Source organism: Streptomyces beijiangensis (assembly GCF_017315755.1).
GTDB classification, from domain to species: domain Bacteria; phylum Actinomycetota; class Actinomycetes; order Streptomycetales; family Streptomycetaceae; genus Streptomyces; species Streptomyces beijiangensis.
Window position 1 is genome coordinate 1 of sequence record NZ_JAFLRJ010000002.1, and the last position, 19,869, is coordinate 19,869.

17 protein-coding genes are annotated in these 19,869 nt (G+C 70.6%); 5 read left to right on the forward strand and 12 right to left on the reverse strand.

What is annotated here, in order from left to right; genetic code table 11:
• A partial coding sequence (locus J0695_RS00195; RefSeq protein WP_505383601.1) for an RsbRD N-terminal domain-containing protein occupies positions 1–587 on the reverse strand: 587 nt, incomplete at its 3' end.
• 171 nt (positions 588–758) lie between these two features.
• Between J0695_RS00195 and J0695_RS00200 the strand changes: the two genes are divergently transcribed.
• Positions 759–2,162 (forward strand): alkyl sulfatase dimerization domain-containing protein, encoded by a 1,404-nt coding sequence (locus J0695_RS00200; protein ID WP_206958785.1) that lies wholly within the window; start codon positions 759–761, stop codon positions 2,160–2,162.
• Positions 2,162–3,502, forward strand: coding sequence for an MFS transporter (locus J0695_RS00205; RefSeq protein ID WP_206958787.1), 1,341 nt, complete (start codon positions 2,162–2,164; stop codon positions 3,500–3,502). The genes J0695_RS00200 and J0695_RS00205 overlap by 1 nt, the downstream gene beginning before the upstream one ends.
• A gap of 30 nt (positions 3,503–3,532) precedes the next feature.
• Here J0695_RS00205 and J0695_RS00210 read toward each other — a convergent pair whose 3' ends face one another.
• The 3 genes from J0695_RS00210 to J0695_RS00220 are packed head-to-tail and all read right to left on the reverse strand — an operon-like array spanning position 3,533 to position 5,449.
• Positions 3,533–3,838 (reverse strand): AzlD domain-containing protein, encoded by a 306-nt coding sequence (locus tag J0695_RS00210; protein WP_206958789.1) that lies wholly within the window; start codon positions 3,836–3,838, stop codon positions 3,533–3,535.
• Positions 3,835–4,587, reverse strand: coding sequence for an AzlC family ABC transporter permease (locus J0695_RS00215; protein ID WP_372445668.1), 753 nt, complete (start codon positions 4,585–4,587; stop codon positions 3,835–3,837). The genes J0695_RS00210 and J0695_RS00215 overlap by 4 nt, the downstream gene beginning before the upstream one ends.
• A gap of 10 nt (positions 4,588–4,597) precedes the next feature.
• Positions 4,598–5,449, reverse strand: a complete 852-nt coding sequence (locus J0695_RS00220; protein ID WP_242552013.1) for an AraC family transcriptional regulator — start codon at positions 5,447–5,449, stop codon at positions 4,598–4,600.
• Positions 5,450–5,513: 64 nt separating this feature from the next.
• Between J0695_RS00220 and J0695_RS00225 the strand changes: the two genes are divergently transcribed.
• The 3 genes from J0695_RS00225 to J0695_RS00235 are packed head-to-tail and all read left to right on the forward strand — an operon-like array spanning position 5,514 to position 11,765.
• The gene (locus J0695_RS00225) at positions 5,514–10,172 is read left to right on the forward strand and encodes an ATP-dependent helicase (protein WP_206958791.1); all 4,659 of its coding nucleotides are present in this window, start codon (positions 5,514–5,516) and stop codon (positions 10,170–10,172) included.
• Positions 10,173–10,215: 43 nt separating this feature from the next.
• A complete protein-coding gene (locus J0695_RS00230; protein WP_206958793.1) occupies positions 10,216–10,959 on the forward strand; it encodes an Fpg/Nei family DNA glycosylase in 744 nt (247 codons plus the stop codon).
• A gap of 32 nt (positions 10,960–10,991) precedes the next feature.
• The gene (locus J0695_RS00235) at positions 10,992–11,765 is read left to right on the forward strand and encodes an SDR family NAD(P)-dependent oxidoreductase (protein WP_206958801.1); all 774 of its coding nucleotides are present in this window, start codon (positions 10,992–10,994) and stop codon (positions 11,763–11,765) included.
• Here J0695_RS00235 and J0695_RS43590 read toward each other — a convergent pair.
• From J0695_RS43590 to J0695_RS00270, 8 genes are all read right to left on the reverse strand, one after another.
• The gene (locus J0695_RS43590; RefSeq protein WP_242552010.1) at positions 11,713–11,946 is read right to left on the reverse strand and encodes a hypothetical protein; all 234 of its coding nucleotides are present in this window, start codon (positions 11,944–11,946) and stop codon (positions 11,713–11,715) included. The genes J0695_RS00235 and J0695_RS43590 overlap by 53 nt on opposite strands.
• 267 nt (positions 11,947–12,213) lie before the next feature.
• Entirely contained in the window at positions 12,214–12,684 is a 471-nt protein-coding gene (locus J0695_RS00240; protein WP_206958803.1) for a Dps family protein, read from the reverse strand.
• 116 nt (positions 12,685–12,800) lie between these two features.
• Positions 12,801–13,190, reverse strand: coding sequence for a helix-turn-helix domain-containing protein (locus J0695_RS00245; RefSeq protein ID WP_206958805.1), 390 nt, complete (start codon positions 13,188–13,190; stop codon positions 12,801–12,803).
• A 109-nt stretch (positions 13,191–13,299) separates the two neighbouring features.
• Positions 13,300–13,809 (reverse strand): CinA family protein, encoded by a 510-nt coding sequence (locus tag J0695_RS00250; RefSeq protein ID WP_206958807.1) that lies wholly within the window; start codon positions 13,807–13,809, stop codon positions 13,300–13,302.
• Positions 13,806–14,486: a CDP-diacylglycerol--glycerol-3-phosphate 3-phosphatidyltransferase gene (pgsA, locus tag J0695_RS00255; RefSeq protein WP_206958809.1), complete on the reverse strand. Its 681-nt coding sequence runs from the start codon at positions 14,484–14,486 to the stop codon at positions 13,806–13,808. Before pgsA ends, J0695_RS00250 begins: the two co-directional genes overlap by 4 nt.
• On the reverse strand, positions 14,483–15,943 hold the full coding sequence (gene rimO, locus J0695_RS00260; protein WP_206958820.1) for a 30S ribosomal protein S12 methylthiotransferase RimO: 1,461 nt from the start codon (positions 15,941–15,943) through the stop codon (positions 14,483–14,485). Before rimO ends, pgsA begins: the two co-directional genes overlap by 4 nt.
• Positions 15,944–16,036: 93 nt before the next feature.
• Positions 16,037–16,843, reverse strand: a complete 807-nt coding sequence (locus J0695_RS00265) for a helix-turn-helix domain-containing protein (protein WP_206958833.1) — start codon at positions 16,841–16,843, stop codon at positions 16,037–16,039.
• A gap of 189 nt (positions 16,844–17,032) precedes the next feature.
• Positions 17,033–19,771 (reverse strand): DNA translocase FtsK, encoded by a 2,739-nt coding sequence (locus tag J0695_RS00270; RefSeq protein ID WP_206958822.1) that lies wholly within the window; start codon positions 19,769–19,771, stop codon positions 17,033–17,035.
• Positions 19,772–19,869 lie beyond the last annotated feature (98 nt).

The following is a 19,869-nucleotide window of genomic DNA, read 5'->3' on the forward strand; positions in this document are numbered from 1 at the left end:
CAGATGTATATGAGAGACAGGGCCAGCACCAGGGCGGGCCCCTCGAGCCGGAGCTGCTCCAGGAGTACATGACCGGGCGCCAGCATGCCGTCGAGCAGGCCGCGGACCAGCGAGCGGCGCTGGGCGCGCTGTTCGGCCTCCAGCGCCGAGCGCTCGTCGAGGTAGGTCTCGGCGACGGCGCCCACGATGGTGTGGTGTGAACGAAGGAGCAGGTCGACGAGTTCCAGCAGGGCCGCCTCGTCACCCGGCCCCGCGGCTTCGCGCAGGGCCTGCCACAGCACGTACATCCCCAGCGCGTGGGTGCGCAGCAGCAGATGGAGCGGCATGCCCTCCTCGGCGCGCTGGGCGGCGCGCTCACGGAAGAGGCGATGGCTGCCGGGGCTGAGGTGCGGCTCGGCGACGCGGCGCAGGAAGAGGCGTACGCCGTGCCGTGCGGTGGCGGCGACCTCCAGGTCCTTGACGTCGTCGGGGAGTTCGGCGTACCCGGGGAGTTCCTCGAAGGACTCGCGGGCCATGCGCCGCGCCAGTTCGTTCACCCGGGGCTCGCAGCGCAGGGCGAGGGCACGGGCCGCGGGGGACAGATCCATGGCCTCTCCCTCTCCGTCCGTGACCGGGGTTGTGACGCGTCACATTACGCAGGCGGGGCGCATGTGACGAGAGCGGGTGTCCGAGGTCACTCCCCCGTCCGAGACTCGTGGTGGCAGTGACCCGTCGCGCTCTGCCGCGATCTGCCGCACAGCACCGAAGGAGCCGCTGATATGACCGAGCACATACCGCACCCCTACCTCGGATACATCGACCGCGTGTGGCGCGGCGAGGAGACTCTGCTGGCCCACCACACAGGCGCGTTCACGGGAGGCGAACTCGTCCCCGTCCGCGACCGGGTGGGCTTCTTCCCTGCCTTCGCCAACGTCGCGGCCTTCGACACCGGGGACGGGGTGGTGCTGGTGGACTCGGGCGACTTCCGTACGGCCGAGCAACTGCACACCGCGGTACGGGCCTTCAGCGACCGGCCGGTTCACTCGATCGTTTACACGCACGGCCATGTCGACCACGTCTTCGGCGTATGGCCCTTCGACCGGCAGGCGCAGGAGTCGGGCGGCGCGCGGCCCGAGGTGATCGCGCACCAGGCGGTCACGGCCCGCTTCGACCGCTACATCCAGACTTCGGGCTACAACACCTGGATCAACCGCAGGCAGTTCGGCGTCCCTTCGATCAAGTGGCCCACGTCCTACCGCTACCCGGACACCACCTATCAGGAGCGTCTGACCGTCGAGCGCGGCGACCTCACCTTCGAACTGGTCCACGCACGCGGCGAGACCGACGACCACACCTATGTGTGGATCCCCGAGCTCAGAACACTCTGCACGGGTGACCTGTTCATCTGGAACTCCCCCAACGCCGGCAACCCGCAGAAGGTGCAGCGCTACCCGGAGGACTGGGCCCGCGCGCTGCGTGCGATGCAGGAGCTGGGCGCGGAGCTGCTGCTGCCCGGGCACGGCGTGCCGATCGTGGGCGCGAGCCGCATCCACCAGGCGCTCGACGACACGGCACGCCTCCTGGAGTCGCTCTGCGAGCAGACGCGCGCACTGATGAACGCGGGACACCGGCTGGACGCCGTACTGCACGGCGTGAAGGTTCCGCGGGAGCTGCTCGACAAGCCCTACCTGCATCCCGCCTACGACGAGCCGGAGTTCGTCGTACGGAACCTGTGGCGCCTCTGGGGCGGCTGGTACGACCAGAACCCCGCCAACCTCAAGCCGGCCCCCGACGCTGCGGTCGCGGCCGAGTTCGCGACGGCTGCGGGCGGTGCGCTCGTGCTGGCTCGGCGGGCGGCGGACCTGCTGGCCGACGGCGAGCTGCGGCTGGCCTCGCACCTGGCGGAGACGGCGGCGCTGGCCGCGCCTGCCGACGCCGAAGTGGCCCGGATACGCGCCGACGTATACGCGCGGCGGGCACAGGCCGAGACGTCCACGATGGCGCGCGGGATCTTCCACTGGGCATCCGCCGAATCGGCCGCGGTGGCCGAGGGAACGGACGTCGAGACGGAGCTGACGCGCACCGAGGCGGGCCGCAAGCGGGCCGCCGGAGTGATCAGCGTGGGCGTCGTCGACGACGACTCGTGCGACTGCGGTGACGGCGGCAGCGAAGTGCGGTCGTGATGGGCACCACGACCACGACGGCACACCCGCCGGACGAGGACGATGCAGCTTCCGTGCGGCGCAGAGCCTGGCGCACCACCTGGCTGCTGCTCGCCTTCATGCTGGTGAACTTCGCCGACAAGACGGTCATGGGGCTCGCAGCCGATCCGATCCGCGCGGAACTGGGGCTGACGCGCGGCGAGTTCGGTACCGCCCAGTCGGCGTTCTTCGCGCTGTTCAGCCTGGCGGCGCTCGGGGTGTCCTTCCTGACGCGCCGGATCCGCACCACGGTGCTGCTCCTGGGGATGGCCCTGCTGTGGTCCGTGGCTCAGCTCCCGATGCTGATCGGCGCCGCAGGATTCGGCACGCTGATCGTGACCCGGGTACTGCTCGGCGCCGCCGAGGGACCCGCCATGCCCGTGGCCGTACACCATCTGCACGGCTGGTTCGGGCAGAAGGAGCGCACTCTTCCGACCGCTGTGCTGATGGTGGGCGCCGCTGCCGGGGTCGCGGTCTCCGCGCCCCTGCTGACCCTAGTCGTCGACGGCTGGGGCTGGCGCTGGGCGTTCGGGATCGTGGGCTTCGCGGGCCTGGTCTGGGCGGGTTTCTGGATCGTACGGTCGAAGGAGGGGCCGCTCGCGCCGCCCCTCTTTAAGAGGGCTTCGCCCGTGGCGGACCCGTCCGCCGTTCCGTACCGGAAGATCCTGCTGTCGGGCACCTGGCTGGCCGCCGCCTTCGGGGCCTTCGCCGCGTACTGGATGCTGTCGGCAGGCCTGACCTGGGCGCCCGACTACCTGCAGAAGGTCACCGGCCTGACCCTGAAGCAGTCGGGCGCGGTGGTGACGGGTGTGGCCATCGGCAACGGTGTCGTCCTGCTCACCCACGGTCTGCTCGCAAGGCGCGCGGCACAGCGCGGCACCGCCCGCCCTGGGCTCATGGGCGGCGCGGGCGGCGGACTGGTGATGTGTGTGGCGGCCTTGTCGATCGCCGCGTTCGCCGAGGTCGACTCGGTCGGCGTGAAGATCGCGCTGATGATCGGCCCGATGGCGCTGACCAATGTGATCCTGACGATCTCGCAGACCGCGTGCGCCCGGATCACTCCGCCCTCGCAGCGGGGCGTGGCGCTGGGCGCGCTTGCCTTCGTGTACGCGCTGGCCGGCATCCTCTCGCCGATGGTCACGGGCCTTCTGGTGGACGGGGCGGCGACCACGGCCGACGGCTATCGCACGGCCTATCTGCTGATGGCCGCCCTGGTGGCGGCCGCCGGTGTACTGGCCGTTTTCCTGCTGCGGCCGGAGAAGGACGCGGTGCGCCTGGGTGTGGCGGAGACGCCTGTACTGGGCATCCCCGCCACGCCCTGAGGGACGTGTGGGTGTCTACGGGCACGGGGCTCAGCCCAGCGCCCGTACACCTGCCGTGACCACCACTGCGGCCGCGACGACCACCAGGAAGGGGGCGCGCAGGAGCAGTGCGAGCGCCGCTGCCGCGACACCCGCGCCCCGCGCGTCCAGAACGAGCTGCTGGCCGTCGCCGAAGGTCTGCTGGGCGGTGAGCGCGGCGAGAAGAGCGACAGGAAGTAGCGCGGACAGCCTCTTGACCAGCGGCTTTTCCAGCGCCCCCGCAGGCACGAGCAGACCGAGAAGCTTGACGAGATAGCAGCCGACAGCGGTCGCCCCGATCGCGATCCAGACGTTCAACGGTCGTCCTCCTTGGCGGTGCGGGACATCGTGCGGCCCTTGAGGAAGAGCACGGCGGGTGCGGCGAGCGCGGCGACCAGGACGGGCACCCCCGCGGGCAGTACGGGCAGGAAGCCGAGGCCCAGGAGGACGGCCAGTGCGGCGACGGCGCGTTCGGTCGACGTACGGAGCATGGGCGCGAGCAGCGCCAGGAAGACGGCGGGAGTCGCCGCGTCCAGGCCCCACACATCGGTGTCGCCGAGGGCCCGGGCGCCGAGTGCGCCTATCAGGGTGGTGAGGTTCCACAGCACGTAGAGGGACAGGCCCGTGACGGTGAAACCGATGCGGGCGGCGCGCCGGGTGGGCTGGGCGAGGGTGACCGCGGTGGTCTCGTCGATCACCCAGTGCGCGGCGAAGGGGCGCACCGCGCGCGGCAGGGCGAGGAGCTGGGAGAGCCGGAGCCCGTAGAAGGTGTTCCGTACCCCCAGGAAGAAGGCGCCCGCCGCCGCGGTGAACGGGCTGCCGCCCGCCGCGAGCGCACCGACCAGCGCGAACTGCGAGGCCCCGGTGAAGACCAGGAGGCTCAGCGTGCAGGTCTGCAGGAGGCTGAGCCCGGAGCCTGCCGAGGTCACCCCGAAGGCGAATCCGGAGAGCCCTACGGCGATGCCGACGCCGAGGGCGTCCCTGATGACGGCCGAGTCCGGCTTGGATCCGGTCTCGGTCTCGGTCTCTGTACGTATGTGTGCGGGTGTTGTCTGTTCTGCTGCCACGTCCAGGAGGTTACGAGGGAGGTACGTCCGTCGTCTTGTACGTTCTTGCGCGCTCGCGGCGGTAGGCCCCGGGCGGAACCCCGACGATGCGGCTGAAGTGCCGGCTCAGGTGCGACTGATCGGTGAAACCGACAGCGGCCGCCGCCTCCGCTGGAGCCGTCCCCGCGTCCAGGAGACAGCTGGCGCGGCGCACCCGGGCATCGGTGAGCCAGGTGTGCGGGGGCATTCCGTACGTCGCCTTGAAGGCGCGCAGCAGGGCGAAGGGACTGGTGCCAAGCTCCGTGGCGAGGCGCTCCAAGGAGGGCGGCTCGGCCATCCGCTCCTCCAGTACGGCTCGCGCACGCAGCGCGTTGCCGGTACCGGCCGAGCGCCGCGGCCGATCCGGGAGATTTCCGCCGTGGGCGCGCAGCAGCCGCGCCACAGCCAGGCGCAGCAAGCTGTCGGCGGCCAGCGCATTGCCTTGCTCGGCGGCGGTGTGCACCCCCGTGACGAGCACGGCGGCGTACGGATCGTCCGCGACCGGCGAGGTGAAACCGACCGGACCGCGCAGCGTGCTGATCTCGGCCGCTATCTCATTGATCAGTGCCGCGGCCGGGTAGAGCGTGCGGTAGGTCCAGCCCTCGGGTATGCCCGCGTGCCCGGTGTGGGGCGTGTCGGGGTTCACCAGAGCCAGCTGTCCTGTCCCGGCCTGGACGAGTTCGTTCCGGTGGCGGAAGGCCTCCACCCCTTCCGTGATCGCGGCGATGACGAACGTCTCGTGCGTGTGCAGGGGGAAGATCTTGCGGATGTAGCGGGCATGCAGCAGGTCGACGCCCGGCAGTTCGTCGAACCGCCAGTGCCGTGCCCGTTCCTCCGTGCCCATGGCCATGGACCCATTGTTTCCCCAGGTGCGGGCCGTTGTCAGTGGCGAGGTGCACGATGGGTCCATGGTGAGGAAAGCGCTCGACTCCTTCTCCCCCGCGACCCGGTCCTGGTTCACGGGGGCCTTCACCGCGCCCACCGCCGCCCAGGACGGAGCCTGGCGGGCGATCGGAGAGGGTTCCGACGTGCTGGTGGTGGCCCCGACCGGCTCGGGCAAGACTCTCGCCGCCTTTCTCGCCGCACTCGACTCCCTGGCGTCCTCGCCGCCGCCCGCGGACCCGAAGAAGCGCTGCCGGGTGCTGTACGTATCGCCGCTCAAAGCCCTGGCGGTCGACGTGGAGCGCAATCTGCGCAGCCCGCTCACGGGCATCCGCCAGGAGTCCGTCAGGCTCGGGCTCCCCGAGCCCGACATCCGGGTGGGCATCCGCTCCGGGGACACCCCTGCCTCCGAGCGGCGCTCGATGGCGACCAGACCGCCGGACATCCTGATCACGACGCCCGAGTCGCTGTTCCTGATGCTGACCTCGTCGGCGCGCGATGCGCTGGCCGGCATCGAGACAGTGATCCTGGACGAGGTGCACGCCGTCGCGGGCACGAAGCGCGGTGCGCACCTCGCCGTATCACTGGAGCGTCTCGACGAGCTCCTGCCACGGCCCGCCCGCCGGATCGGCCTCTCCGCGACGGTCCGGCCGGTGGACGAGATCGCGCGCTATCTCTCTCCGCAGCGCAAGGCGGAGATCGTGCAGCCGCCCTCGGGCAAGCAGTTCGATCTCTCCGTGGTCGTCCCCGTCGAGGACATGGGCGAATTGGGCGGCTCCCCTGCCTCCGAGGCCTCGGGCTCCGGCTCCGGTGAGAAGCCCTCGATCTGGCCGCAGGTCGAGGAGCGGATCGCCGATCTCATCCAGACCCACCGTTCGACGATCGTCTTCGCCAACTCCCGCCGGCTGGCGGAACGCCTGTGCAACCGACTCAACGAGATCGCGTATGAACGCGCGACCGGGACTGTGCTGGATTTGCGCGGCTCCGCCACGACGCTGCCGGAGGCACACTCCCCGGCCGAGGTCATGGCCCAATCGGGCGCCGCCAAGGGCGCCCCGCCCCTCCTCGCCCGTGCCCACCACGGTTCGGTCTCCAAGGAGCAGCGCGCCCTGGTCGAGGAGGATCTCAAGGCGGGCCGGCTGCCCGCGGTGGTGGCCACCTCCAGCCTCGAACTGGGCATCGACATGGGCGCGGTGGACCTCGTCGTCCAGGTGGAGTCACCGCCGTCCGTCGCCTCGGGGCTGCAGCGCGTCGGCCGCGCCGGGCATCAGGTGGGCGCGGTCTCGACGGGCGTCGTCTTCCCCAAGTACCGGGGCGACCTCGTGCAGGCCGCCGTGGTCACCGAGCGGATGCGCGCCGGCTCCATCGAGTCGCTCCGTGTCCCCTCCAACCCCCTGGACGTCCTGGCCCAGCAGCTCGTCGCCATGGTCGCCCTCGACAGCTGGCAGGCCGACGACCTGCTCTCGCTGGTCCGCCGCGCGGCCCCTTTCGCCTCGCTCCCGGAATCGGCGTTCACCGCGGTCCTGGACATGCTCGCCGGACGCTATCCGTCCGACGCCTTCGCGGAGTTGCGCCCCCGCGTCGTCTGGGACCGCATCGCCGGTACGGTCACGGGCCGGCCAGGGGCGCAGCGACTGGCCGTGACCTCGGGCGGCACCATTCCCGACCGCGGCCTCTTCGGTGTCTTTCTCGCGGGAGCCGACCCGAAGAAGGGCGGCGGCCGGGTCGGCGAGCTCGACGAGGAGATGGTCTACGAGTCCCGCGTGGGCGATGTCTTCACCCTCGGTACGACGTCCTGGCGCATCCAGGAGATCACCCGCGACCGCGTCCTGGTCACCCCCGCCCCCGGGGTGCCTGGCCGGCTCCCCTTCTGGAAGGGCGACCAGCTGGGCCGCCCGCTCGAACTGGGCCGCGCGGTGGGCGCGTTCCTGCGCGAAATCGGCGGCCTGTCCCCGGAGGACGCCCGGCTGCGCCTCCGCGCAGCGGGCCTGGACGACTGGGCGACCGACAACGTCCTGTCGTACCTGGACGAACAGCGCCGCGCCTGCGGTCACGTCCCCGACGACCGCACCATCGTCGTCGAGCGCTTCCGCGACGAACTGGGCGACTGGCGGGTCGTCGTCCACTCCCCCTTCGGCGCCCAGGTGCACGCCCCCTGGGCGCTGGCCCTCGGCGCCAAGCTCTCCGAGCGATACGGCATGGACGCCCAGGTCATGCACGCCGACGACGGCATCGTGCTGCGCCTGCCCGACGCCGACCTGATGGACTTCGGCCCAGCCGCCGACAACGACCCCGCCGCCCGGGGCAGCGAGTACGACGCGGAGCTGGCTCCCCTCGGAGCGGCCGACGTCGTCTTCGACAAGGGCGAGATCAACCAGATCGTCACCGACCAGGTCGGCGGCTCCGCCCTCTTCGCCTCCCGCTTCCGCGAATGCGCGGCCCGCGCCCTGCTGCTGCCGCGCCGCAGCCCCGGCAAGCGCACCCCGCTGTGGCAGCAGCGCCAGCGGGCCTCTCAACTCCTCCAGGTCGCCAGCGAGTTCGGCTCCTTCCCGATCGTCCTGGAGGCGGTCCGCGAATGCCTCCAGGACGTCTTCGACGTCCCCGGCCTCACCGAGCTGATGGGCGACATCGAGTCCCGCCGGGTCCGGCTCGTCGAGGTCACGACCCCCGAGCCGTCCCCGTTCGCCCGCTCACTCCTTTTCGGCTACGTCGCGCAGTTCCTGTACGAGGGCGACTCCCCGCTCGCCGAGCGCCGCGCCGCCGCGCTCTCCCTCGACTCCCGGCTCCTGGCCGAGCTCCTCGGCCAGGCGGAGCTCCGCGAGCTCCTGGACCCGGAGGTCCTCACCGAGCTGGAGCGTGAACTCCAGTGGCTGACCGAGGACCGCCGAATCAAGGACGTCGAGGGCGTCGCGGACCTCCTGCGCCTCCTGGGCCCGCTCACCGGGGCCGAGTTGGCGGAGCGGGGCGCGGACCCGCAGTGGCCCCAGGACCTGGTCACCGCCCGCCGGGCCATCACGGTCCGTATCGCCGGAGCGGACCACTGGGCCTCCATCGAGGACGCGGGCCGGCTCCGTGACGCACTCGGCACGGCGCTCCCCGTAGGCGTGCCCGAGGCCTTCACCGAACCGGTCAAGGACCCCCTGGGCGACCTCCTGTCCCGTTACGCCCGTACGCACGGCCCCTTCACCTCGTCGCAGGCCGCCGCCCGCTTCGGTCTCGGCACGGCCGTCACCGACGGGACGCTCCAGCGCCTCGCCGCCGCGGGCCGGGTCGTCCAGGGCGAGTTCCACCCTTCGGGCATCGGCCAGGAGTGGTGCGACGCCAACGTCCTGCGCCGTCTGCGCCGGCGCTCCCTAGCGGCCCTCCGCCAGGAGCTGGAGCCGGTCCCGCCCGCCGCCCTCGCCACGTTCCTCCCCCAGTGGCAGCATCTGGGCAGCAACAGCCTGCGCGGCATCGACGGCCTGGCCCGCGCGATCGAGCAGCTCCAGGGCGCCCCCGTCCCCGCCTCGGCACTCGAAAAGCTCATCCTCCCGTCCCGTGTCAGCGGCTACTCCCCCGCGCTCCTCGACGAGCTGACCACCACGGGCGAGGTCGTCTGGGCCGGTGCGGGCGCCCTCGCCGGCAAGGACGGCTGGGTCTCCCTCTACCTCGCCGACGCCGCTCCACTGCTCCTGCCGCCGCCCCACCCCCTGGAGCTGAGCTCGCTCCACGAGTCGGTCCTCAAGACCCTCGCCCCCGGATACGGTCTCTTCTTCCGCCAGATCGCCGACGAGATCCGCGCCACCACCCATCCCGACTGCACCGATCCCCAACTGGCCGACACCATCTGGGACCTGGCCTGGTCAGGACGGCTCACCAACGACACCCTGGCCCCGCTCCGCTCCCTCCTGGGCTCCGGCCGCACGGCAGGCTCCACGGCCCACCGCGCCAAGCGCACCATCCCCCGCGGCCGCTACGGAACTCTGACCGCGGCCGCCCGCCCCGCTTCCCGTACGGGCCCGCCCACGGTCTCCGGCCGCTGGTCCCTGCTCCCCTCCCACGAGCCGGACCCGACGCATCGCGCGCACGCCCTGGCCCGCACCCTGCTGGACCGGCACGGCGTGGTCACCCGGGGCGCCGTGGCGGCCGAGGGCGTGGCGGGCGGCTTCTCCGCGATCTACCGCATCCTCTCCGCCTTCGAGGACAGCGGCCAGGCCCGCAGGGGGTACGTGGTCGAGGGCCTGGGCGCGGCCCAGTTCGCGATGGACGGCGCGGTGGACCGCCTCCGTGCCGCGGCCACGGCCCGCGACCGTACGGAACCGGGAGCCCACCCCCGCGCCCTGGTCCTGGCGGCAGCCGACCCCGCCAACGCCTACGGGGCGGCCCTCCCCTGGCCGGAGCCACCGGCCGACGCGGGCCACAAGCCCGGCCGCAAGGCCGGATCCCTGGTGGTCCTCGTCGACGGCGAGCTCACGCTCTACATGGAGCGCGGCGGCAAATCGCTCCTGGCCTGGCCCACGGACCCCGAGGATCCCGCCCTCCTCGCAGCGGCCCGGGCCCTGGCCGCCTCGGCGACCGCCGGGTCCCTCGGCACGATCACCGTGGAGCGCACCAACGGCGCCCCGGCCCTCACCTCCCCCCTGGGCCGCACCCTGGAATCAGCGGGCTTCATCGCCACCCCCCGCGGTCTGCGCCTCCGCGCCTGACGTCGCACCGGCACACGACGCCGTACACCGGCACACTGAACCCATGCCCGAAGGAGACACCGTCTGGCAGACCGCCCGGCGCCTGCACACCGCCCTCGCCGGCCACACCCTTGTCCGCTCGGATCTCCGCGTCCCCCGCTTCGCCACCGCCGACCTCACCGGGCGCACCGTCCTGGACGTCACCCCGCGCGGCAAGCACCTCCTCACCCGTATCGAGGGCGGCCTCACCCTCCACAGCCACCTCCGCATGGACGGGTCCTGGCAGCTCTACGCGCCCGGCGAACGCTGGCGCGGCGGCCCCGCCCACCAGATCCGGGCCGTCCTCGCCACCGCCGACCGCACAGCTGTCGGCTACCGCCTCCCCGTCCTGGAGCTCCTGCGCACCGAGGACGAGGACCAGGCCGTGGGCCACCTCGGCCCCGACCTCCTCGGCCCCGACTGGGACCCGGAAAAGGCCCTCGCCAACCTCCTGGCCGACCCCGCACGCCCCGTCGGAGAAGCCCTCCTCGACCAGCGCAACCTCGCCGGCGTCGGCAACATCTACAAGTCCGAGACCTGCTTCCTCGTCCGCGCCACCCCCTGGCTCCCCATCGGCGAACTCCCCGCCCCCGAGCGCCTGGTGGCCGCGGCCAAGAAGCTCCTGGACACCAACCGCGACCGCCCCGTACGCAACGTCTACATCTACGGACGCACGGGCCGCCCCTGCCCCCGCTGTCGCACCACGATCCGCCAGGCACCCCAGAACGACCGCCCCACCTACTGGTGTCCGTCCTGCCAGATCAGTTGACGGCCCGTCAGATCCGGTCGTACGGTCCCGCCATGCCCATCAAGGCGTACGACCTCACCGGCCGCACCGCGTTCATCACCGGCGCCGCGAGCGGCATAGGCCGCGCAAGCGCCGTACTCCTCGCGGAAGCAGGAGCCACCGTCCACTGCGCGGACCGCGACGAGAAGGGACTCCAGCAGACGGCAGACCTGATCGCCGCAGCAGGAGGAAGCCCGGCCCGCACCCACACCCTCGACGTCACCGACCGCGCCCAGCTCGCCGAGGCGGTCCGCTCCACCGGCCCGCGCCTGGACATCCTGGCGGCCGTCGCCGGGATCATGCACAACAGCAGCGTCCTGGAGACCAGGGACGAAGACCTCGACCGCGTCCTGGCGGTCAACTTCAAGGGCGTCCTGTACGCATGCCAGGAGGCAGCCCGCAAAATGATCGCCGACGCGACGCCCCACGGCTCCATCATCACCATGGCATCGGGCGCCATGGACTCCGCCACTCCCGGCCTGCTCTGCTACAGCACCGCCAAGGCGGCAGTGGTGCAACTCACCAAAACGCTCGCCGCCGAGCTCGGCCCGCACTCCATCCGCGCCAACGCCGTCGCCCCCGGCTGGGTCCGCACCCCCATGACCGACCGCCACGACGAGGCCCACCAGCAGCGGATCGAATCCGCGATGGTCCGCAGGTCCCCGCTCGGCCGCGTAGGAGAACCCGACGACGTGGCCCATGCCGTCCTTCACCTGGCCTCGGACGCCTCCGCCTTCACGACGGGCCAGATCCTCCGCCCGAACGGCGGCGTCGCCATGCCCTGGTAGTGACCTCACCGGCTCCCCCGGGCAGCACCGTCACATGCACCGGCAGCAGACTCAGCCCCCACCCGCCGGCCGCCACCGCGCCCTCCACCAGCCCCGTGTCACCCGGCACCAGTACGATACGCAGCACCGCCCACGACCACAGGGCGCCCATCACGAGCGCCGGAACCCATCGCAGTACCATGACTGCCTCCTCCGGCCGACGCTAGACGGGCACGATCACCCGGCGGGAGGGCGCACCGGGTGCATACCCGGCGCGTATGCACGCCACCCCGCGCCCCCGAGCACTCTCCGCCCGGAGCAGGCACACGCAGCGCATGACGTCATCCTTACGTGATCGTGAAGAACTCGCCCTTCGGCTCTTCAGTCCTACGAGCGGCGGTGGACGAACGCCGTCGCTCCCGGGTCCACCCGATCGACGGCGCCGTCACACAGTGTTCCGAGCCGGCGGTCAGGCGCTCTCCGCCTGGAACATCCAGGCATGCTTCTCGAGGTCCGCGGTCAGCCCGATGAGGACATCCTGGCTGATCGGGTCCGCGTCCCCGGTCGCCTCGATCCGCTCCCGCATCCGCTCCACCACGACAGCGAGCGCTTCCACCAGCGTCCTCACGGCATCGACGTCCTTCACCCACCCCGAAGGAACGTCACCGATCGCGCTCGCCCGCGCCACCGTCGCCGCCCGTCCGTCCGGCGTCACACCGAGCGCCGAAGCCCGCTCCGCCACCGTGTCCGAGTGCAGGCGCGCCGTGTCCACGACCTCGTCGAGCTGCAGGTGTACGGACCGGAAGCGCGGCCCGACCACATTCCAGTGGATCTGCTTGGCCACCAGCGAGAGGTCCACCAGGTCCACGAGCGCCCCTTGGAGTGCCTCGCCGACCACCTTCAGGTCGGCCTCGGACAGCGGGCTCTTCACGACAGACATGCTTTCCTCCGATGCGTCGATACGGCTCTGCGCCGACACGCCTACCCGTCCACCTTGTATGCAAAAGCCCCGGCCGGCCACTGGGGCCGACCGGGGCTGACAAGACTGCCGGAGACTCAGGCGGCGACGACGTCCACCGCTTCCGCAGGCGCCTTGATCGTCACCCGTTCCGTCGACACCGGTACACCGGTCATCGACGTCACAGAGATCGAATTGAGCATCGGGCGCACAGGCGCATGCACTGGCGCAGTGGACGCTGCCGACTCGGCCAGCTCCGCCAGGGACAGCTCGTCGCTCACTTCACGCATGAGCTGGGACATCCGTACGTCAAGCGCGTCGCAGATAGCGGAGAGCAGTTCGGAGGATGCCTCCTTCTGCCCCCGCTCCACCTCGGAGAGATAGCCGAGAGAGACTCGGGCGGACGAGGAGACTTCGCGCAGAGTACGGCCTTGGCGCTGGCGCTGCCGACGCAGCACGTCACCCAACAGGCGACGGAGCAGAATCATCGGTGGCTCCCTCCTCGGACCGCGTAGCCGCATCCTTCACGCCCCACCGTACCGCCTCGCGCTGCGGCCGTGCGGGGAGCGATGTCGTGTTCACTCAGGGCTGCAAACATCAATTCCCCCCGTTCTGTTCCGTATCCTGTGCCCGCGCATTCGCGCCGAGTTCGCCGGCCAGTAGCCGAAGCACGCTTCGCACGCTCTCTCTACGGATTTCCGCTCGGTCCCCGTTCAACCTCAGCGAGGCCACATTGCCCGATCCGTCCGGTCCGGAAACCGCCACGAAAACCGTGCCGACCGGCTGGCCGTCCTGCGTATCAGGTCCGGCGACCCCCGTGGTCGCGACCCCCCAGTCCGCCCCGAGCACCCGTCGCACACCGGCCGCCATCTGCACCGCGACCCCGGAGTCCACCGCTCCGCGCGCTGCCAGCAGAGCGCCGTCCACGCCCAGCACATCCCGCTTGAGCTCGGTCGCATAGGCCGTCACGGACCCGCGGAAGGACCGCGAGGCCCCCGGCACAGAAGTGAGCTCGGCGGCCACCAGACCGCCTGTCAGCGACTCGGCCACCGCAAGGGTCTCCCCGCGCCCCGCCAGCAGCTCCAGCACCTGTGCCGCTGAATTCACCGCGCGGACTCCGCCGAAGCAGCTGCCTCGGCCCGTTCGGCCGCCAGCCCCGCCCGCCGCAGCACCACGGCTTCCCGTACGTAATCAAGACCGGTCACCACGGTCAGCACCACGGCCACCGCCATGACCCAGAACCGCAGGGACGCCAGCGGCCCGGTCAGCGCGAGGACGTACATCCCCACCGCCGTCCCCTGCGCCAGGGTCTTCAGCTTGCCGCCCCGGCTGGCCGCGATGACTCCGTGCCTGATCACCCAGAAGCGCAGCAGGGTGATCCCGAGCTCCCGCGCCAGAATCACCCCGGTCACCCACCACGGCAGATCCCCGAGAATCGAGAGACCGATCAGCCCTGCGGCCATGATCGCCTTGTCCGCAATCGGATCGGCGATCTTCCCGAAATCGGTCACCAGGTTGTACGTACGCGCCAGATGCCCGTCAAAAATATCCGTGATCATGGCAACGGCGAAAGCGGCCCACGCCCAGGCACGCCATTCCGGGTCGTATCCGTCCCCGTGGAACAGCAGGGCCACGAAGACCGGCACAAGGACCAGCCGCAGCATGGTCAGAATATTGGCGATGTTCCAGAGGCTGGCCTGATTGACGGCCGCAGCGCCCAGCTTGCCCCCGGGCACCGGCTTCGCACCGGTACCGCCAGTGGCGGATGCCGGGACTCCGGTCATCTGCCCGCCTCCTCAACAAGACACTCGGCCACCAGGTCGACGCCTTCGCTGCCGACCACCTTTGCTTCGACCATACGACCGGGGACCAGACCCTCGCTCGTGGTGAACACCACGTGGCCGTCGGTCTCGGGCGCCTGGTGCTCGGCCCGACCCACCGCACCGTCCTCCTCGTCCACCGACTCGACCAGCACGGAGAGCGTCTCGCCGACCCGCTCCTCGGCCCGCTGGGTGGTGAGCTCCTCGGCAAGCCGGGAGATGTGGGAGAGCCGCTCGGCGATGACCTCGGCGTCCAGCTTGTTCTCGTAGCCGACCGCTTCGGTGCCCTCCTCGTCGGAGTACCCGAAAATGCCGATCGCGTCCAGGCGCGCTCCGGTGAGGAAACGCTCGAGCTCGGCCAGGTCGGCCTCGCTCTCGCCGGGGAAGCCGACGATGAAGTTCGACCGCACACCGGCCTGCGGGGCCTTGGAGCGGATCGTGTCGAGCAGCTCCAGGAACCGGTCCGTGTCGCCGAAGCGCCGCATCGCCCGCAGGACGCTGGGCGCCGAGTGCTGGAACGAGAGATCGAAGTAGGGGGCGATCTTGGGTGTCGACGTCAGTACGTCGATCAGCCCCGGCCGCATCTCGGCGGGCTGCAGATAGCTGACCCGTACGCGCTCGATCCCCTCGACCTCCGCGAGCTCGGGAAGCAGCGTCTCAAGGAGCCTGATGTCGCCGAGGTCCTTGCCGTACGAGGTGTTGTTCTCGGAGACCAGCATGACCTCCTTGACGCCCTGCTCGGCCAGCCAGCGCGTCTCCCCCAGCACGTCCGAGGGACGCCGGGAGATGAAGGACCCGCGGAAGGAGGGAATGGCGCAGAAGGAGCACCGGCGGTCGCATCCGGAGGCCAGCTTCACCGAGGCGACCGGGCTGGAGCCGAGTCTGCGGCGCAGCGGCGCACGCGGCCCGGACTCAGGAGCCACACCGTCGGGAAGGTCCTCGGGCGGTACGTCCTGGGCGTGGCCCGGAAGCGCCACCTCCGCATCCTGCCGCTCCGCCGGGCTGATCGGCAGCAGCTTGCGCCGGTCGCGGGGAGTGTGGGAGGCGTGGACTCCGCCGTTCAGAATGGTCTGGAGCCGGTCGGAGATGTCGGCGTAGTCGTCGAATCCGAGGATCGCGTCCGCCTCCGGCAATGCCTCGGCGAGATCTTTGCCGTACCGCTCGGCCATGCAGCCCACGGCCACGACGGCCTGGGTCCTGCCGTGATCCTTGAGATCATTGGCTTCGAGGAGCGCGTCGACGGAGTCCTTCTTGGCGGCCTCGACGAATCCGCAGGTGTTGACGACTGCGACATCCGCGTTCGCGGCGTCCTCGACGAGGTCCCAGCCGTCCGCTGCCAAGCGGCCTGCCAGCTCCTCCGAGTCCACCTCGTTACGGGCGCAGCCAAGAGTGACAAGGGCGACGGTGCGGCGTTCGGACATGGGCTCAAGACTACTTTGTCCTGGCCCACGCCCCGCCCGCGAGGGTTCCGCATCTCCCGGGGGCGCACCCCCGGCCCCCGAATCGGTGGCCGGTCAGCCGGTCACCGGGTCACCCTTGGTGTAGGTGAGCCGCTCCACCTGGCCCGGCTGGAAGTCGTTCTGGACCTCCTTGCCGTTGACGAACAGCTGGATCGCTCCTGCGTTGCCCAGGATGAAATCGAGCTGCCGGTCGTCGGTGAAGGTCTTGGAGTCGCCCTTCGTGAGGTTTCCCTCGAAGAGCAGCTTGCCATTGTGCGACTTCGCCGAGATCCAGCTCGTGTCGTCGACGGCGGACAGCTTCACCGTCACCTTGTCCTTGGGCACCGCGGCAATGGCGCTGTCCGAGGGGTTGGGCTTGGGGTCCGCAGGCTTGCCCGTGGTGTGGTTGGGGCTCGGCGACCTGGAAGTCGTGGGCCCCTCGGCCACCTGGGTCTTTGTCTTGTCGGCGCCGCTGTTGCCGCTGAACATCGTGAAGCCGACAAAGCCGACCACGGCGACGATCGCGGCGACCATGGCGGCGGTCCAATTGGGCCGCCGACGTTCAGGACGGATCCGTTCCGCCTCGAAGAGCGGAGCAGCGGGGGTAGGGGCAGGACGGCCGCCGTGGTCGGCGTCGAACTGCTCGATCAGTGGAGCGGGATCAAGACCGACGGCTCGCGCGAACGTCCCGATGTGACCGCGCGCGTAGACGTCGCCGCCGCAGCGGGAGAAATCGTCCTCCTCGATCCCGTGCACGATGGGAATGCGCACTCGCGTGGAAGAACTGACCTCGTCGACGGTCAGACCCGCGGCGATCCGGGCCTGCTGGAGGGAGCGACCGATCGAAGGCCGGTCGTCTTCGGGGGAGTTGCCGATGGACACGGAGGCGCCTTTCGAGCGTGTAGCCACCTGCTGGATGTTCAGTTTAGGGGGGCTGTCCGATGGCGGGGCAACCGGGAGAGCGGAGTTTGTACGCCATCAGGACGGGCGGACTGCCTGATGGCGGGACATTCTCCGGCCTCCCTCCCCAACTTGACGTTCCGCCAGAGGAAACGGTTGCCTTCCGATCTCCTACGTCTGAGACTCCCCGCGGATGATGGCAAGCACTCCCTCGAGTTCGTCCGGTTTGACGAGCACATCGCGCGCTTTCGACCCCTCGGTCGGACCGACGATGGCCCGGGACTCCATCAGGTCCATCAGCCGGCCCGCCTTGGCGAAGCCCACCCGCAGCTTGCGCTGCAGCATCGACGTCGACCCGAACTGGGTCGAGACCACCAGCTCGACCGCCTGGCACAGCAGGTCCAGGTCGTCGCCGATCTCCTCGTCGACCTCCTTCACCTGCTTGGTGCCGACCACCACGTCATCGCGGAAGACCGGCGCCATCTGCTCCTTGCAGTGCCGTACGACCGCGTCGACCTCGTCCTCCGTGACGAAGGCGCCCTGTATGCGGGTCGCCTTGTTCGCCCCCATCGGCAGGAAGAGCCCGTCGCCCTTGCCGATCAGCTTCTCGGCGCCCGCCTGGTCGAGGATGACCCTGCTGTCGGCGAGCGAGGAGGTGGCGAACGCGAGCCGCGAGGGCACGTTCGCCTTGATCAAACCGGTGACGACATCGACCGAGGGCCGCTGAGTGGCCAGCACCAGGTGGATGCCGGCGGCCCGCGCGAGCTGCGTGATGCGGACGATCGAGTCCTCCACGTCGCGCGGCGCGACCATCATCAGGTCCGCGAGCTCGTCGACGATCACCAGCAGATACGGGTACGGCTGGAGCTCCCGCTCACTTCCCTCGGGCAGTTTGACCTTGCCGTTGCGGATCGCCGCGTTGAAGTCGTCGATGTGCCGGTATCCGAAGGCCGCCAGGTCGTCGTAGCGGAGATCCATCTCGCGTACGACCCACTGCAGCGCCTCGGCGGCCCGCTTCGGATTGGTGATGATCGGCGTGATCAGGTGCGGGATGCCCTCGTACGCGGTGAGCTCGACGCGCTTGGGGTCGACGAGCACCATCCGTACATCCTCGGGCGTCGCCCTGACCATCACCGAGGTGATCAGACAGTTGATGCACGAGGACTTTCCGGAACCAGTGGCTCCGGCGATCAGCACGTGCGGCATCTTCGCGAGATTGGCCATCACATAGCCGCCTTCGACGTCCTTGCCGAGCGCGACCAGCATCGGATGCTCGTCACCCGCGGCGTCCGCCAGCCGCAGCACGTCGCCGAGATTGACCATTTCGCGGTCGCTGTTGGGGATCTCGATGCCGACAGCCGACTTGCCGGGGATGGGCGAGATGATCCGCACATCGGGGCTGGCCACGGCGTACGCGATGTTCTTGGTGAGCGCGGTGATCCGCTCGACCTTCACCGCGGGACCGAGCTCCACCTCGTACCGCGTGACCGTGGGACCGCGGGTGAAACCCGTGACGGCCGCGTCGACCTTGAACTCCATGAAGACCTGGCTCAGCGAGGCGACGACCACGTCATTGGCCGCGCTGCGCGTCTTGCCCGGCCCGCCGCGCTCCAGCAGGTCGAGCGAGGGCAGTGAGTAGGTGATGTCACCCCTGAGCTGCAGCTGCTCGGCGCGCGGCGGCAGCGGCTGGGACACCTCCGGCGCCTTCTTCGTCAGATCAGGTACGAGCGTGCCGGGCTGGCGCCGCCCGGGCTCGCGCTCGCGCGCCGGCGGCACCGAGGGCTCAGCCGGCTCCGCGGGCCCGGACGGCGAGGAGACCTTCCGGTCCGTGGAGACCCCCTGCGTCAGGTCGGCGACGATCGGCGATGGAGGCAGCCCGTTCAGTACGGCGCCGTCCAGCGCGGCAGCGGCCGCGGCCGCCACGTCCACCGCATCCATGGCACGCCCCTGAGCGGGCTGTACGGAAGGACGGCGCGGCCTGCGCCGCTGGGAGAGCGCCGCCTCCTCGGCATGGTCCGCGTCGTAGACCTCCGAGGGCCCACTGCGCCGTACGGACGACCTCTGGGGCCGGGCGGGCAGCCCCTCGCGCCATTCGTTGTCGTACGCCTCGTCGTCATCGGAGGGGAACTCCTCCTCCGCGGGCTCCACGATCCCGAGCTTGGCGCCGAGGAGCCGCAGCCGCTGCGGAATGGCGTTCACGGGTGTCGCGGTGACGACCAGCAGTCCGAAGACGGTGAGCAGAAGCAGCAGGGGTACGGCGAGGACGTCACCCATCATGAAGACCAGCGGCCTGGAGGCCGCCCAGCCGATCAGTCCGCCCGCGTCCTGCATCGCCGCGGTGCCGTCGTCCCTGCCGGGAGATCCGCAGGCGATGTGGACCTGGCCGAGCACACCGATGACCAGCGCCGAGAGACCGATGACGATCCGGCCGTTGGCCTCGGGCTTCTCCGGATAGAGGATCAGCCGCACCCCGATGGCGCCCAGCAGTATCGGCACCAGCAGATCGAGCCGCCCGAAGGCCCCGGTGACGAGCATCTCGACGAGGTCCCCGACGGGACCGCGGAGATTCGACCAGGTGCCGGCCGCGACGATCAGGGCGAGCCCGAGCAGCAACAGGGCGAGCCCGTCCTTGCGGTGCGCCGGGTCGAGCCCCTTTGCGCCACGCCCTATGCCGCGGAACATCGCTCCGACGCTGTGTGCGATGCCCAGCCAGACGGCGCGTACGAGCCGGTACACGCCCCCGGTGGGCGACGGCGCCGGCTTCGGTGCGGGCTTGGGAGCCGCCGCCTTCCTGGCGGGGGCCTTCCTCGCGGGCACCGACTTCTTCGCGGGCGCGGTCTTCCTCGCAGCGGCCTTCTTGGCGGGCGCCACCTTCTTCGCGGATCCCTTGCCGGACGTACGTGAGGCCATGGTGGTGAGGTTACCGGTGTCTACGGCAGCGGACACGTGTGCCTACCGCTTCACCCGTCCGTGTCGCCCCTGCGGGGCACGCCTCTTGACGCCGGATC

Excerpts from the sequence above, each read along its gene's own strand:
- J0695_RS00200 (WP_206958785.1), top strand. The coding sequence starts at position 759 with ATGACCGAGCACATACCGCACCCCTACCTCGGATACATCGACCGCGTG.
- J0695_RS00205 (WP_206958787.1), top strand. The coding sequence starts at position 2,162 with ATGGGCACCACGACCACGACGGCACACCCGCCGGACGAGGACGATGCA.
- J0695_RS00220 (WP_242552013.1), bottom strand. The coding sequence starts at position 5,449 with ATGGGCACGGAGGAACGGGCACGGCACTGGCGGTTCGACGAACTGCCG.
- J0695_RS00225 (WP_206958791.1), top strand. The coding sequence starts at position 5,514 with ATGGTGAGGAAAGCGCTCGACTCCTTCTCCCCCGCGACCCGGTCCTGG.
- J0695_RS00230 (WP_206958793.1), top strand. The coding sequence starts at position 10,216 with ATGCCCGAAGGAGACACCGTCTGGCAGACCGCCCGGCGCCTGCACACC.
- J0695_RS00235 (WP_206958801.1), top strand. The coding sequence starts at position 10,992 with ATGCCCATCAAGGCGTACGACCTCACCGGCCGCACCGCGTTCATCACC.
- J0695_RS43590 (WP_242552010.1), bottom strand. The coding sequence starts at position 11,946 with ATGGTACTGCGATGGGTTCCGGCGCTCGTGATGGGCGCCCTGTGGTCG.
- J0695_RS00240 (WP_206958803.1), bottom strand. The coding sequence starts at position 12,684 with ATGTCTGTCGTGAAGAGCCCGCTGTCCGAGGCCGACCTGAAGGTGGTC.
- J0695_RS00245 (WP_206958805.1), bottom strand. The coding sequence starts at position 13,190 with ATGATTCTGCTCCGTCGCCTGTTGGGTGACGTGCTGCGTCGGCAGCGC.
- pgsA (WP_206958809.1), bottom strand. The coding sequence starts at position 14,486 with ATGACCGGAGTCCCGGCATCCGCCACTGGCGGTACCGGTGCGAAGCCG.
- rimO (WP_206958820.1), bottom strand. The coding sequence starts at position 15,943 with ATGTCCGAACGCCGCACCGTCGCCCTTGTCACTCTTGGCTGCGCCCGT.
- J0695_RS00270 (WP_206958822.1), bottom strand. The coding sequence starts at position 19,771 with ATGGCCTCACGTACGTCCGGCAAGGGATCCGCGAAGAAGGTGGCGCCC.